The organism is Thermococcus sp. MV11 (genome assembly GCF_012027285.1).
GTDB lineage: Archaea > Methanobacteriota_B > Thermococci > Thermococcales > Thermococcaceae > Thermococcus > Thermococcus cleftensis.
Window position 1 is genome coordinate 285,785 of the sequence record NZ_SNUD01000002.1, and the last position, 16,216, is coordinate 302,000.

Here is a 16,216-nt window from a genome sequence, read left to right on the forward strand (position 1 = left end):
CCAAAGCGTCTCATACATTTTAAAGCGGTACATCCTCCCAACATCCTGACGAGTTTATCGACCGGCTCCCAGTTTAGCCGCGAGCTGGGACAACGTCTTCCACCCTAAAAACTCCCCTATCCAGCACTGTCTTCCCTTGGACGTAGGTGTAGCGAATGACGACGCTTCCGTTGATGTCCGCGGGGAGAACGAAGGAATCCTTTCCCTTAACCCCGTACCACTTCTTGAAGACGAGCGTGCCGTTGTCGAGGTAGCCGTAGATTCCAACCCCGGTTCCGGTGGCGTTGGTGAACCTGAGGACGATGGAGCCGTTTTCTGTCCTTACAACGACGTTAGGATGCTTGAACTGGAAAATCTTCACGTAGCCTCCGTCGGAGTACAGGAGGAAGTAATCCTCTGGGTACTCGTCCGTGAACATAAGCCGTGCCAGGGGGTATCGAAGGCGTTGCCGTTCATCAGCACGGCGTAGCCGTAGTTGAGGTTGATGTAAACATAGGCGTCGGCTGTGGGACGGCCGGAGGTCGTCACCTCATTAACCTCAGCACCGCTCTCAACGAAGACCCTTGAAGGCAGCAGGAAGCGCCCGCCGATGTTCACCTTGACGTCCCACTCCTTCCCCGGGACGGCCATTATGGAGTATGGCCCGTTGGAAAAAATGAGGATCGCACCACTGGAGGGCACCCTGTGGAGCACCACGAGACCGTACCCGTCCGGATCCACCCCAGCAGTCTCCATAACCGCCCCGAACTTTACCAAGGTATCGTAGGAGACTATGATGTAGTCCACACCGAGCTTCATCAGGTCGTTTTCCCCCTTGAGACCGAGGTAGTACCGGGCCACCCATCCGCTGGGCCCGCCCTGAGCAACAGGGGCCCGCATCGAATAGTAGGTCACCCAGTGCCCCTGATCCCACCAGGTAAGGACGACGTCGTTTATGTTGGAGTGCTCCCCCAGATACATCAAAGCATTATCCCATCCCTCATTTACAATGGGATGAACTCCCCATGTTGCGCTGAAGCCATGGTATGCAGAAAAGAGCGAGACGCCGAGCAAGAGGGCCGAGGTGAGCAGGGATAACCACCTGCGCCCGCTTCCGGCACATTTTTTATTCCAGGAGAGCAGGGTATCGTGGAAAGCCACCAGACCGATGCCCGACATTATCGCAACGGCGAGGGAAGCTATGAACAGGAACCTCGTCCAGATGACCGCCATTGGTAACATAACCACCACTGTCCCAAGAAGCAGGAAGTCACCTACCCCCGGTCTTTTCAGGGAGCGGAAGAAAAACAGGGGGATAAACAACCCGGTTATGCCATACGCCTTCCACCAGTCGCCGAAAGAAGTCCTCTGTGTTTCAGCTATTGGACTTTCTGGGAAGATACGAAGGAGAGCATCGTTTACGATGCCATAGTACCTGAAAACCAGCCAGAACGCGGCGACAACCCCAATCGCGACCATCAGTACCCTCAACTTCTCATCGCGAACGAGCCTGGAAAGGACAGCTAAGGCACCGACAGTCGCCATCGAGAGAGGAATGGTGTACTTGAGGTACAGGAGAAGGAACAGGTCCCGGACGAACCCGAACTGAACCCCGAGCTCCTCGGCCAGCTTTCTCCCGAGCCAGTGGGTGGCGCCCACCATGCCGTACCCGAGGTGGAGGCCTATTGAGTTGGCCAGGATGGCACCAAATGCCAGGGAGGTCAGGATGGCCAGGGAATCGACGATGTACCTGTCCCTCCTGAGGAGGAACGCACCCACGGCGAGGAAGAGGGCGTTGGCGGTAACAAAGGCGAATATGGGGTAGTAAGCCTGCCAGAATGCCGCAGAAAGGCCGGCGAAAACTCCGGGAAGGAGGTAGAAGACCAACCGTTTATACCTCCAGGAAGGAGATTTCTTGGAGAGCGCCAGGGCGGTTCCCAGGAGGGCCGCGCTGTAAAGGAACAGCATGTAGTTATCCCCGCGGTAGTAGCCGGCCATGGAGCGGAAGACGTGGCCGAAGCTCACCGCCAGAAGAAACGCCGAGAGAAAGGCTTCCCTTTTGCCGTAGAGCTTTAGAACGGCCAGGTAAGTGAACAGTACGGTGAGGACGCCGAATACCACAGGTGTTATTCTGAATGCATTATAGAGGGAAACGCCCAGCGGGGAGAGGAGCTTATAGAAGTATGCGGGCGTCATCCAGAGACCGAGGGGATGGAAACGGCTTATCTGGTAGCCCCACGGGCCGGTGGCGTAGGGAAAGAAGTTCACCCATTCCCCTTTCTCCAGCGCGTAGCGAATATACGCGAGATGAAAATATGGATCGTAACCGAGGAGGTACTTGAAGCGCAGTGGAAGGAGCCGGAAGAGGAGGGCGGTAGCGGTTACGATGGGGGCCGCAAACCTAGGCTCGATGATGTACAGAAGGGATGCTATTTCAAACCTCCTCCACCCCATTAAAGTCCCCTCTTACTGCAGGTTATCCCACAATTCACAAACATCACAGAGTAATAAAAGCGTTGCGCAACCGTCGCGTTGGAATGGCGGGATGTTTACAAAATTATTTCGAACTATTTCGAGAAAATTTTGCACTAAATAAAAGCAAAGGTTTATATAGTTAAAGCACTTAATACCGTATGAGGAGTGCCCCGCAGGGGAGACTAAAGCGAAAGCGGCCTCGTCTGTACGGCGCTCCCCACTATCCTTCTGCCACCAAGGAAAGAGAGAAAAGTCCCTACCTGTCAGGCGAAGCCTGCTTCGGGTATTCTTTATAACTTCATAAGCTCTGATACTCAATGAGAGACATGAGGATAGCCTACGTCTACGATGCTGTTTACCCCTTCGTCAAGGGCGGGATTGAGAGAAGGGTATACGAGATAGGCCGGAGGCTGGCTAGGAAGCACGAGGTTCACTGGTTCGGCATGGATTGGGGCGGAGAGCCGGAGGGCATGATCTTTCACCCCGTGGGGCGATGGGAAAATCTTTATTCTGGGGGAAGACGTTCTGTCAGGGAAGCGGCATATTTCGCCGTGAAGCTCCTCCTGAAGTTCCGGGACGAATACGATCTGATAGACTGCCAGCAGTTCCCCTACCTGTCGTGCTTTTCCATGAGGTTCCACTCGTCCCTGAAGAAAATACCCCTTGTGGTAACGTGGCACGAGTTTTGGGGGGAGTACTGGCTTGAATACCTTGGGAAGTCAGGTATCGTTGGTATGAGCATTGAGGATGCCATGAAGGGTCTTGGAGACGTCAATGTCTCAGTTTCGAAGCTGACATGGAAGGCCTTGGTGGAGAATGGCATCAACAGCACCCTTATCCCCAACGGGATAGACTACGGGACAATCCAGAAAGTGCCCCCCGATGAAGAGGAGTACGACGTGGCATTTGTAGGCAGGCTGATTCCCGAGAAGAACGTTCCCCTTCTGCTCGAGGCCCTGGCGGCGCTGAAGAAGGAGATAAGAGATATAAAAGCGGTCATAATCGGCGATGGGCCGGAGAGGAAAAGTCTGGAGGCACGCTGCAAAAGGCTGGGTCTTGAAAGGAATGTCGTTTTCAAGGGTTTTCTGGAGTCTAATGACGCTGTTATCAGCCACATAAAGGCCTCCAAGGTTTTCGTCCTCCCATCGAGACGGGAAGGCTTTGGGATAGTCGCACTGGAAGCCAACGCGGCCGGAATCCCAGTCGTGACACTGGACTACCCTCTGAACGCCGCCAAAGAGCTGATCATTCCCGGCTACAACGGCCTAGTAAGCAAACCCTCAAGGGACGCTTTGGTTGAAGCCATTTTAAGGACGATCGAGAACCACCGAAAGATGAAGGGGAACTGCATCAAAAACGCTAAAAAGTACGACTGGGATAGAATAGCCCGGCTCACAGAAGAGTTTTACGAGAGGGTCCTGAATGAGCGTTGAAGTCTCCGTGGTACTTCCAACGATGAACGAGGAAAGGGCCGTGGAGAAGGTTATCCCGGTCATCAAAGAGACCCTCAAAAAGATGGGTGTTACTTACGAGATAATAGTGGTTGACAAGAGCACCGACAAAACCCCCGAGATCGCGGAGAGGCTCGGTGCCAAGGTGATAAGACAGAAAAGTAAGGGCTATGGAGGAGCATACATCGAGGGATTCCAGCACGTCAGGGGAAAGTACATCGTTATCGGTGATGCCGATGGGAGCTACGATTTCAGCGAGATGCCGAAACTGCTGGAGCCACTGATGAAGGGTGAAGCGGATTTCGTTATAGGAACTAGACTGAAGGGCGAGATAAAGGAAGGTGCCATGCCGTGGCTCCACAGGTACATCGGGAATCCCCTGCTGACGAAAGTGCTCAACTTCCTCTTTAAGATCAAGGTATCTGACGCCCACTGCGGCTTCAGGGCCCTAACCAGAGAAGCCCTTCAGAAGCTTCCCCTAAAGTGCCGCGGCATGGAGTTCGCGAGTGAGATGGTTATAGAAGCAGCCAAGGCCGGACTGAGAATTAAGGAGGTTCCCATAACCTACCACCCAAGGATAGGCAACTCCAAGCTTAACTCCTTCCGCGACGGCTGGAGGCACCTCCGCCTCATGCTCCTGTACTCACCTTCCTACCTGTTTATCCTCCCCGGGCTTGGACTGATACTCCTGGGTACCGTTATTATGGCCTACGCTTACAACACCGAGCCCCTGAGGGTTCACTCCCTCATACTGTCCAGCCTCCTGATAATCGTTGGCTTTCAGATCATCAATTTCGGCATCTCCAGCAAGGTGTACGCTGTCAAGGAAGGTCTGGACCAGCCGGACAGAACAACACGATTCTTCATGAAATACTCCATACTTGAGGAGGGCCTTTTTGTTGGAGGAATCATGTTCATAGTGGGCTTTGTGCTGGGCCTCAGGATATTCCTGAACTGGCGTGCCAGCGGTTACGGTGAACTCTTCGAGATACGGCAGGCTGTGGTGGTCATGACGCTCATAGCTCTGAGCATACAGCTGATATTCTTCTCCTTCTTCATAAGCACCCTTATGCTTAAGGAGGGCTTTGAGTGAAAATCCTCATCGTCAGTCCGTATTTCTATCCCGAGGGAGGCGGTCTGGAGAGGTACGCCTACGAGATGGCGCTAGAGCTGAGCAGGGAGCATGAGGTGACTGTTCTCTGCGCAACCAGAGAGGCTCCTAAGGAAGAGAACCTTGAGGGCATTAAAGTTATCAGGCAGAAACCGGCGTTTATAATCTCGAATACCCCCGTGAAGATATCTCTACCCTTCGAACTTCTTACCATGATAAAGAGGAGAAGGTTCGACTTAATAATCTCCCACACTCCGGTTCCGTTCTACGCAGACGTGGCTTCTCTAGTGGCAAGGCTCATGAAACTACCGCTGACGATATACTACCACGCCGGGAGCCTGGAGAAGGGCTCGTGGGTCGATTTCCTGGCAAAGCTCTATTCCCTTACCGTTGAAAGATTCACCCTCCGCAACACCGAATTGGTCGGGGTATCCCACCACGTGGCGAACATATTGAAGAAAAAGGGATTCAGGGCAAAGGTAAGATACCCCAGAATAGCGAAGGGGTTCATAAATACCAAGCCGAACTACCGCGGGAATTACGTGCTCTTCGTCGGCCAGCTCACCAAAGCCCACCGCTGGAAGAATCTGGAGCTACTCATAAAGGCCTTTGTACGGGCCAGAGACGCCGTTCCCACAGCGAGACTCGTCATCGTTGGGACGGGAGATTTCCTTGAGTACTACCGCTCACTGGCAGGGAAGCTTGGGGTAGGGGAGGCCGTGAGTTTCACGGGATTCGTAAGCGATGAGGAACTCGTTGAGCTGTACAGAAACGCAAAGCTCTTTGTTCTACCTTCATCGGAAAGTGAGGCCTTTGGTAAGGTCGTAGTGGAGGCCATGATCCTCGGAACACCCGTAATTGTCAGTAACGTGGGGGAGTTCCCGGTTATAGTCGAAAACGGGAAGGCCGGCATTATTATCGAGCCATCTCCCGAAAATATCGCCGGCGCGATAAAGGAACTCCTTGAAAACGAAAAGCTCAGGAGAAAAATGGCAGTCTTTGCCGCGAGACGTGCCCGGCTTCTCACCAGCGTCTCCAGCTGGAGGGATCCACAGGGATGACGTACTCTTTTATCGCCCCCTCCTGACGTGCATGAATCACCACGTAAGGTCCAAAGGTCCACATCTCGATTGCGCCGGACGTCAAAGCGCCCCTATCCACGCTAACCCAGCTCCGGAAGGTCACCAGCCAATCGGGGCTAATGTTTAGAACCCCTGTGATGTTCCTATCGGCCCAGGTCCAGTCCTCAAAGCCGAGCAGCGCTGGGTGCGGTGTCCCACCAAAGGAATCCTCCAGACTGCCATACCCCTCAAGAACGCTGAAAACCTCCCTATCGTGCCAGTAGCCATAGTCCTGTATCCCATTGGCGCCAATGCTACTGAGCTTTACGACGGCGGCATTAAACGCCAGGAGCTGGAAGATTAGAAAGAGGGCAACCCAGCGCTCCAGGCTCATCTTCCCAACGATGGGGGCTTTCCTGGATACAGCGTCATAGAGCTTAATGAGGCCGTAGCCGGAGTATATGCTCATCAACGCCAGCGGACCAAAAGTGTACCTTTCAAATGGGCCGTTGAGGAGAAAACCGGAGACGAAGTTAAGGGTGAGCACCGAGGGCAGTACGATTAAGAGCGGCTCGTCCCTGTTTTCCATAACGTAAACCGCGAAAACAAACCCCGCCAGCTGAATCGGGAAGGCTACGACGAACTGAATCCAGGAGGTCCAGGCCATGCTCAGGATTTCGGGAAAGCCGCAGTGGATAAGAGCCCTCAGGTTGTAGCCCAGGGGACTCCTGTGGAGGCTGATGATGTAGATGGCGGTAAGGTTGAAGGCAACGGGGAGCAGGGACACCGCCACGAACCTCCGGAAGTCCCCTCTACGCCTCCTCCACACGTAGAAAACCATGAAGGGATAAGTGGTTAGCCAGGTTTCCCTGGCGGCAAAAGCCAGGCCCGCGGAAAGGGCGGACAGCAACGGCCGCTCCTCGAGGGTGTAAAGGGCGAGGAGAATAAAGAGAACCCCCCATGGCTCGAGAGTGTAACGTGAGCCGTACCTAAGGACGACAAACGACAGGAGGAACGTTATGGTGCCTAGAAAGGCCGCCCTCTCTCCAAAGCGCCTCCTGGAGAGTTCGTAAACCAGCAATATATCCGCCAGGGTTACCAAGGCCGTAGCGAGGCGAAGGAGAAAAACACGGGCATCAACGTTGTTCACCGCAGCAAGCGGGGAGGTAAGAAGAAAAACCAACGAGGACCTCGGGGGAAGCTGAAAATAAAAGGCCCTCTCTGACATTATCATATACAACATCTCGTCCTGGAATAGACGCAGCGAAAACAGGGGTATTAGTATTAAAGCGGTCCAAAGAATCACGAGTATCTTTTTGCCCTTCATTTAATCCTCACCCTTTTTTCGAAAGATTATAAAACCCTCCTCGGTCTCTCCCACTATCTCTATTTCAACTATCCTCGGAGAGGCAGATACTTTATCTTCCTTCCGGTGCCTCAATCTCCTGAACTCATTCCTCCTAAACGCCATGCCTACCAGTATCATACCCAGGACGAACAGCGACATTGGGAAGTACACGGTGAATATCTCTCTCGAGAGGTAAACCAGGCCCGCAAGGAACACCACCCCAACCCCGAGCTGGGTGCACGACCCTCCCCACTGGGGTTTAAAGTACTCAACCCACAGGCTTAGCACACCTACAAGGAGAAGGTAATAGACCAAAATGGCGACGTTGTTTGCAAAGTTTTCGGCTCCAGCCGTCAACATGAATATTGCCACCGTAACGCCCACCACGGCAGAGAGGATAAACTTTTGAGAAGTGGAAAGGCCGGCGTAGATTCCCCGGAGCCGTTTAATGTAGCGATCGTAATGGATAACCACGTAAACGGCTCCAACTAAGAGTCCCATAAAAGCCAACACCAACATGAACCAGGTTGCACTTGGAGCTACCGTTATCTCAGTACTAGCCACGCTGGTGTCTCTCCCGGCGGGAGTTATTTTAAACACGAGCCTGTACCTGCCGGGAGGGGTTATCGTCGGCAGTCTGGATTCATGGTAGATGTGAATAGTGTTCCCCTCAGAATATTCGCGCCAAGAGGGGTGCTGGTACGAGAAGACCTTAATACCAAGGTAGTAAACATCAAGCCCGATTTCAATTTCCTTTACCGTGCCCACTTTGTTCGTTATGAAGAAATCCACCCTTATCGGATCCCCAGGGGCGTATGTACCGTTGAGCAATATCACGACGCTTAGATCAGTCTCGTTTATGACTACCTTCTGAATGTCCTCTGAAGACCGTCCTGTTCCCGTTTCTGGGACGGGGAGTAGTGTACCTTCCCCCGACGACAGGGACGTGGACAGGGGAGTAGCATGTGGTCCGGAAGGGACGTCGAACCGCCCCTGGAAGTCCCCGTATAAAGAGGAATAACCAAGACTGGCAGAAGACCGGGTATCCTTCACCACATCGGCGGAAAAGGACGTCCACGCGACCGTTGATTCGACTTTATCCTGGAGAAAAGAAGGCCCTGTTTCCATGTTATCCCACGGTACAGGGTAACCGAAAGCAGGGGGAACGAATGACAGCACACCGATAATAAGTATAATCCAGAGTAACCTTCTCATCGTCCCACCAGCCCCACCGGGGGTGCGTTCAAAAGGTGATTTAGTACCACTAATATATAATTTCTGGTGTTATCCTCGTTCGAGCATTCTGCTGAACGGACAGAACGGTACAAACATCAGAAAAACCAAAAAATTAAAATACAATTCCAGGCCATCATTATTGGTAATTTCCCATGCTACTGCGTCCACAAGGGGTGAAAGCAACATGAGAATTAAGGGGTTATTGGTTATAGTGTTAATGATTCTATCAGCATTAGGTATACCATCAGCGCCGGTCATCGCGACATCGAGTACACCTGCAGTGAACTTCCAGACAGGCCCAATCGAGGATATGAAAGAGCCAACCACTCCCCCCACTCCAAAATACCTGGTGACAATAAACGCACTGACTCAGGAGCTGTCTATATCAAACTACACGATATCTAAGGAGGGTATCTATGACGTCATACACGTTCCGGGCTTTGATAACTACGTCCTCCCCGGGGCACCGGCGATTCCCAAGAAGGTGTACACCATAGTACTGCCTCCCAACGCAGACTTAAACTCCGTAAAGTTGAGCATAATAGAGGACACTCCCATCACACTCCCCGGTGAGTACAACATAAAGCCCGCTCCCCCCGTGGTGACCGCGGGACCTGACGGTACAGTCACGGTTCTAAGCCCCGGCCAGGAGGTGTACCGCAACGAAACGATATTCCCGAAAACGCCTGTCAAGCTCGTCCACGTGGGACAGGAGAGACAGATTAAGGTAGCGATGGTTGAATACTACCCCTTCCAGTACAGCCCCGGTGATGGTAAACTGGTCCTCCACGACAACGTCGTTATCATGCTCCAGTGGAAACCCACAACGGAGAATCTCGTCATCACGGACCCAACTTCCGCAGAATATCTGGGGAGCATCAAGCAGGAGGCCCTGAACTCCCGGAATGTTGATGGGTGGTATTTCATCTCCACGGAAGCACTCCCCTCCGAAACGCCCAGTGGATACGCAATAATCACGACCAATGCCATCGTTCAGAACAGTGCTCGGCTTTCTCAGTACGTACAGTACCTTCAGGATCAAGGATTTAACGTATATGTCATCACAGAAGACCAGTACGGATACGAAGAAGGCCAGCAGAGGGCCATCAACATAAGGAACTGGCTTAAAAACAACTATGAGACGCTCAACATAAAATACGTTCTCCTCATAGGTAACCCCGATCCCGATGACCCGAGTGATCCCCAGGACAGTTACGGGGACGTGCCAATGCTAATGGCGTGGCCAAATGCATCCAGCGATCACAGGGAAAGTCCGACCGACTACTTCTACGCTGATCTTACCGGTAACTGGGATTTGGACGGAGACGGTTACTATGCAGAATACCCGGACGATTTTGGAACGGGCGGGGTGGATTTACTGCCAGAGGTATATGTTGGAAGGATTCCGGTGTATAACAACGACTACTCAACACTGGATGCGGTGCTCGTCAGGCTCATGGCGACAGGCTCTTCCCCCAAGAAGATACTTCTCCCCATGGCAATTTCCAATTACCAGAATGAAGACGGAAGTGGATGGCCAGTAACTGACGGACGAGATCTCCCGATGTATGTGGGTCAAGACGCAGAGCCTCTAGGATTCCAGGTAGTTGCGATGTATGAGGGGGAGGGCCTTGCCCCAGTCCCTTCAGACGCGGCATATTATGCAATGAACATAAACGGGAACAATTTCGTCTCCGAATGGAACAGCGGGAACTATGGGATTGTACTGTGGTGGGCCCACGGCAGCTCATATGGGGCATACCGCAAAGTATGGACCTCAGATGACGGTGACAACGTGCCTGAAGGCCCGGAAATGAGCTGGTACTCCTTTGTGGACATAAACACCGTCACACAGCTTTATGAAATGCCAACTTTTGTATTCCAGGTTTCATGTCTCAACGGATACCCAGAGTACTCAGACAATCTTCAGTACACCTTATTCAAATCGGCTGCTCTAGCAACAATAGCGGCATCACGGGTCAGTTGGTACATTGTTGGAATATGGGCTCCGCAGGATAGCTATCCAGACAACGCAGGTTTGGGCTACTACTTCGTCAAGAATCTTGTGAACGGAATGTCAGCTGGAGAGGCTCTTTACACCGCAAAGGCAAAATTCACTGCATCTTCTGGCTCAGCAGCCATGAACCTGTTTGACTTCAACCTCTACGGGGATCCCTCAAGAGCACTTGAGGGCAACATACCTCCAAGGACGGGGCAGACAATATACGTAGACGACGACCTCAAGGACTTCCCTCAGGCGAACTATACAAAAATATCCGACGCCCTCAATGCGGCATTCCCTGGAGACACCATCGTCGTATACCCCGGAACCTATATGGAAAACGTTAAGATAGACGTAGAGGGAATAGTCCTCAAAGCAGCCAGTCCAGAGAAGACTGTCATAATCGGAGATGGATCCACAGGAACCACTGTTGAGATTACCACCCAAAACGTCGTGTTCGAGGGCTTTACAGTGAATAATACGCCAAGTGGTAACTACGACGCCCTTAAAATCGAATACGCCTCAGGAGTCATCATCAATAACGTAACCACCACGAAGCTGAACATAAGGTATTCCTCCACGATCACAGTGAACAACACCAGAATCCTGGCTCCAACCTCGTGGAACCCCCTCGATATATGGTCCTCCAGGGACATCAAGATAACTAACACGGACGTTGTGCCCGCCGAATCGGCGATGGCCATCGGCATAGGCGATTCGGTGAACGTGAACCTGACCAACGTCAATATAGAAAGGGGTCGGGGAATAGACCTTTACGGGTGGGAGATGGACCACTACTCCACGCACGTGATGGACAGTGTCCTCGTGGATGGATACCCTGTGGCGTACTTCGCAAACAAGAGGGGCTGGAGCATCAGCGACCAGGCCGTTGCCCAGATGGTAATAGCAAACTGCTCCGATTTCACCATAACCAACACCAACGTCACCAAGTACCGGACTATCATCGCCTATTCAAACAACGTGGCGTTTACAGGAAGCCAGCTCTCCGCCAGCTGGCAAGATGTGGAGCTACGTTATTCGTCGTACGTGACCATCGAAAACAGTATTGTTGGATACCGTATCTCGTTCTACGGGAATACCCTGGACCACTTCGTCACTCACACAATATCCAATGTCACCGACTCATCGGGCAAACCAATACTGCAGATAAAAGACATAACCGGCCCCACAACGATAACGCCGGGAGAAGCCAGACAGCTGATAGTAACTGGCGTCTCAAACGCTGACATCAATATAAAACGGCAGTACATCGACGATGTACTCATAGCAGGGTCCCAGGATGTCACGTTCAGGAACACTTCCAGCTACACCCCATCAGAGATCTGGATTAAGTTATCCAGCGGAATCACCGTCAAGGACATCGCATACACTTGGAACATCAGAGTGGAAGACTCGACGGGGATAACCCTAGAAAACACCACAGCGGGCTATATGAGCATCTGGGGTAGCAACGAGAACGCCGCGAAATCCAAGAGTTACATAGTTGGAAGCAGAATCTCCGACCTCACAATAGGCAACGATGACGGCTTCATCGTGTACAACAACACCCTTGGTGAGATACACATCTACAGTAACAACATCAGGATATACCAGAATAACATATTCCCCCAGTGGGACCATCAGAAAGACGATACAGCACTCTACATCAGCGGATCGAACGTCACCATCGATTCGAACATTGTCCACGGCTTCGCCAAGGGAATACAGGTCCAGTCTTGGTCTGGCAACGTTTTCGTTTACAACAACGTCTTCAACAACACTGAGAACTTCGTATCAACCGGTGCTGTAGTTTACCTGAACGTTACCAAGACCCCTGGCAAGAACGTCCTCGGAGGTCCGTACCTGGGAGGCAATTACTGGGCCTCGCCAGATGGTAACGGGTTCAGCGATACATGCACCGATGCGAACTGGGACGGGATCTGCGACCAGCAGTACCAGGTAGACTCGTACAACACAGACTACCTACCGCTTGCGATACCCCCAAAACTCAAGGACCCGGAGTGGGTGATATCCCTGAACAGCGACGTAACTGCATACTCCAAGGCAGAATACGTCCCGGTATATGCTGTTGGTACGGCAGATGGGAAGCTGGTAGTTATCAGCCCGTGGAAGTCTGCAAAGGTGGCATGGACCGCCGACTTGGACGGCTCGGTGACGGCGATAAAGGTCAATAAGTACGGCAATTACATAGTCGCCGGAACCTCTAGCGGAAAGCTATACTACTTCATGATATCCTCCAGTACCCCTAGGTTTGTCGTCGATCTAGACTCAGCAGTCAGACTGGTGGACATAAGCGGGGCCGAAGGAAAGTCGATAATAGCGTACACCGACGGAGGAAAGCTGTACTACATTTACAAGCTCAGTGCAAACAAGATAAGGTTCACCCTTCAGCCAAACAGTCCGGTAACGGTGGCAAAGCTCTCCGAGGACGGTACGGTTATCATACTGGGAACGGCGAGCGGTGAGGTGCACTACATCTACACGGTGTACGGAGGGGTCATATCAAGGAGCTGGGACGTTGGCTCCGCGGTGACCACAATCTCGGGAGTACCGTCCTACGAATGGTTCACCGTGGGAACGTCGAACGGAGACGTCTACTACATAAACAGGTGGCTCGGACAGACGTACGTAAAACTACTAGGATCGTTCGGCTCTTCGATAACAGCACTGGACGTCGCCCCAGCCTTCACCGGTACCAGAATCGCCGTAGGAACGGCGAACGGTGAGGTGCACTACATAGACAAGTCAGCTGACACGACGGTCAAACTCGGAACGCTTGACAGCCAGATAGTATCAGTAGATCTGGACGCCACCACGGACTTCGTTACCGTGGGAACCCCCAGCGGAGTCTACTACATTGACAGGGTCTCCTCCAGACCACTGTGGGTTCACGTGGCCAGCATAGCCGGGGCGTCAATGGGTCCCGAGGGTTACACCATATTCGCCGTGTCCCCATCAGGAGACGTCATGTACTTCGTCAGGTAGAGCCTCCACCCCTTTCCGTTTTTCTTCTATTGTTCCTGGAGATGTACGCCACACCCACAACTATTAAACCGGTGAACAATGAAACCAAGAGTCCGATATTAAACAGCTCCTGGGGGCGATACTTAATCACTATTTCCAGATTCCCGCCTGAATCAATCCAGAAGCCGTTGATGAACCCGTAGATTCTCACAGGCCTGACGGTCTGGATTAAATTACCGTTCTTGTACACCTCAGCTACCCAGCCGGGGTCATAGACCTCATTAACGGCGAGAAGGAACGGGGCAGACGCGTTTGCACGAACATCAATGCGGGTAGGTGAGTCGTGGACATAAACAACATTCACAAGCGAGTTCTCCTGGCATGGATATATTCTGTACACTCCAACTTCGTCCACGAGTAAACTGCCCCTGCCCCCTTCCTCGGTCCACCCACTGGCGATAACAATGCGTATCTCCGAGACACTGGCAGGTACGTCCACTACCCCCCAGTACTGAGACCACCCGTCTTCCCGGGAGTACTCCAATGGAATCAAGGAGAGCAGCTCCCATTTCCTAGAGGTCGTGTTATAATAGTCCACCTTAACGTGAATGCCGGAAAGGTTACTGGCCCTAAGATTCGCCGTGACGAGATATTTTTCATTGGGAGAGACGCCGATTGGACTGCTGACCACGAAGTCCCAGGTTTTCCGAAAGCTCCGTGTTGTCGTCATATTCAGGCTGCAGTCTCCGGCAGGTTCCCCACACGATTTAGAGATGACAGTAATGGACGGATCAATTAAGAAAGTCCAGTTTAATGGAGTATTATTTTCCCAATACTCAAATGAAGGGTTCGGGATCAGATTATGAAGAGTAATATCCGATATCCGTCCCGAAGGCTTGACCTTCACGGAAACACGTTGCATTAGAGGTTTAGGAATTTCGGTTGAATTCAGCGGGGCCGTCGAAGGTGAAGCCAACTTGTAAATGTCATCTATAGATCCCGATTCAACAAAACAGGTAGGAGCAAAAACATATTCATTCACGTGGGAATTAAGGACCACAAGGTACCACCCGTTTTTAGAATAAATCGGAACTCCTCTTTCCAAGATGTCCATGAGGATCTTCTCGTCGGTACTCACGTTCCGGTCATTATGAAAAGCTATATACTTGACGCCCACCGACCGTAGGAAGGTATAGAAATAATCCTTGCTAAAGACCGTTTTTGAATAGGGGTAGTCGTACAGGATAGTATTAACATAATTGTAGTTCCAGTAGGTGTTATACGTTGGCTTTCTCGAAGACTTCATATCAAAGGGGGATATGTAATGACCCTCACTCCACACCGTCGCCCGTTCATTGTATCTCGGGTACCACAGAACCCTGTACGAATCATTGAGGGATTCCAATAGTGAGTTTATTTCATAAAACTGCTGAGGTATCCGGATAGGGTTGAAGGAATTGTAGTTGGCGTCCCATACTCCATAACCAACTGAGCCCGCCAGGATAAATAGCAACAGTGCTGCAGATGCCACCCTAATTGGAAGTTTGTTACCAAGCTGCTTTATCCGCTGGACCACGATTGAGAGACAGACATCAAAACCAATTGCAAAAGAAACTACCAAAAAGAACATCTCATAAAGCTGGAACTTGAGGGGGGATCTGAATGTCCAGCCTATCGGAGTGCTCGATATGAAGTAGTAGTAAAGACCCCCGATGGCGCTCTTTTCCCCGAGGGCAAACAGCACAGAGAGGGCGTACCCGGTGATGAACAGGAGATACATTTTCCGCCCGGTTCTCGAGACGTTCCTGCTAAAGGCCGGCAGGAACGAGATGACTAGAATCAACCCCAGAGCCAGGAAATGGATAAACGTGCCCGCGATGTTTTCGGGATAAGTGTGGACGTAAAGGAACCTGTCCCTTTCAAGGAGGAGTATCTTGAGGGCGTTGTTATCGGAGACAATCCGGAAGGTTGAATACGCAACGTTTCCTGGCCTGCCCATGGAGACGCTTGACACCGCGTTGGACAGGTACGGGAGAAAGTACCACGCCGAGAAGCCAAGGAACATAAAACTGACCCCAAAGAACTTCACGAAGCTTCTCCAGAACGAACCATCAACGACGAGCGTAAACACTGCCCATATCAGAGAGTTCATAAGGAACACAAAGGGGTGTCCTAATGACAGGAGTAGCAGTAACGCCGACAGGAGTGAAAACTTCAACGGAGCGTTTGAATACCTCATTGAAACCGTCAGGAGCAGCGGCAAAGCCCCGACCGAGAAAAGCAGAGATATCCCGCCAAGAAACTGCAAGGATACTGGATTAAATGCGAACAACAACGAGGCGATTAGGATAGTGAAATCAGACATCTTGAGATCAGAATATGAACGTAACTCCAAGAGAAACAGAAACATTGAAACACTCAAAAAAGACGTCGTTCCCAAAAGAAGCAGCTTTAGAATGATTGAGATATCCACTCCAAGTGCGGCAAGAAGAAGATACGGAAGCCTCATAGGGATACGAATCATCTGTTCAAAAGTGGGCTGGGACATTATATAATTCCACGTGGGGT

The 16,216-nt window shown here is 51.7% G+C and carries 10 protein-coding genes; 5 read left to right on the forward strand and 5 right to left on the reverse strand.

What is annotated here, in order from left to right:
• Positions 1–73 precede the first annotated feature (73 nt).
• A complete protein-coding gene (locus tag E3E27_RS10820) occupies positions 74–361 on the reverse strand; it encodes a hypothetical protein (protein ID WP_371731568.1) in 288 nt (95 codons plus the stop codon).
• On the reverse strand, positions 358–2,433 hold the full coding sequence (locus E3E27_RS06885; RefSeq protein WP_371731569.1) for an STT3 domain-containing protein: 2,076 nt from the start codon (positions 2,431–2,433) through the stop codon (positions 358–360). Before E3E27_RS06885 ends, E3E27_RS10820 begins: the two co-directional genes overlap by 4 nt.
• Before the next feature lie 338 nt (positions 2,434–2,771).
• On the opposite strand from E3E27_RS06885, the gene E3E27_RS06890 reads away from it, so the two are divergent.
• From E3E27_RS06890 to E3E27_RS06900, 3 genes are read left to right on the forward strand one after another with little or no spacing between them, the layout of a single operon-like run.
• A complete protein-coding gene (locus E3E27_RS06890; RefSeq protein WP_240910683.1) occupies positions 2,772–3,887 on the forward strand; it encodes a glycosyltransferase family 4 protein in 1,116 nt (371 codons plus the stop codon).
• Entirely contained in the window at positions 3,877–4,998 is a 1,122-nt protein-coding gene (locus tag E3E27_RS06895; protein ID WP_167773957.1) for a glycosyltransferase family 2 protein, read from the forward strand. Before E3E27_RS06890 ends, E3E27_RS06895 begins: the two co-directional genes overlap by 11 nt.
• Positions 4,995–6,077, forward strand: a complete 1,083-nt coding sequence (locus E3E27_RS06900) for a glycosyltransferase family 4 protein (RefSeq protein WP_167773958.1) — start codon at positions 4,995–4,997, stop codon at positions 6,075–6,077. Before E3E27_RS06895 ends, E3E27_RS06900 begins: the two co-directional genes overlap by 4 nt.
• Here E3E27_RS06900 and E3E27_RS06905 read toward each other — a convergent pair.
• Entirely contained in the window at positions 6,040–7,227 is a 1,188-nt protein-coding gene (locus E3E27_RS06905; RefSeq protein WP_167773959.1) for a glycosyltransferase family 39 protein, read from the reverse strand. The genes E3E27_RS06900 and E3E27_RS06905 overlap by 38 nt on opposite strands.
• 177 nt (positions 7,228–7,404) lie before the next feature.
• The gene (locus E3E27_RS06910; RefSeq protein ID WP_167773960.1) at positions 7,405–8,640 is read right to left on the reverse strand and encodes a hypothetical protein; all 1,236 of its coding nucleotides are present in this window, start codon (positions 8,638–8,640) and stop codon (positions 7,405–7,407) included.
• Positions 8,641–8,845: 205 nt separating this feature from the next.
• Here E3E27_RS06910 and E3E27_RS06915 point away from each other — a divergent pair, with 205 nt between their 5' ends.
• Positions 8,846–13,669 (forward strand): NosD domain-containing protein, encoded by a 4,824-nt coding sequence (locus E3E27_RS06915; protein ID WP_167773961.1) that lies wholly within the window; start codon positions 8,846–8,848, stop codon positions 13,667–13,669.
• Here E3E27_RS06915 and E3E27_RS06920 read toward each other — a convergent pair.
• On the reverse strand, positions 13,662–15,647 hold the full coding sequence (locus tag E3E27_RS06920; protein WP_167773962.1) for a hypothetical protein: 1,986 nt from the start codon (positions 15,645–15,647) through the stop codon (positions 13,662–13,664). The two genes, E3E27_RS06915 and E3E27_RS06920, sit on opposite strands and share 8 nt — an antisense overlap.
• Here E3E27_RS06920 and E3E27_RS06925 point away from each other — a divergent pair.
• A complete protein-coding gene (locus E3E27_RS06925; protein WP_167773963.1) occupies positions 15,646–16,203 on the forward strand; it encodes a hypothetical protein in 558 nt (185 codons plus the stop codon). The genes E3E27_RS06920 and E3E27_RS06925 overlap by 2 nt on opposite strands.
• Positions 16,204–16,216: the final 13 nt, after the last annotated feature.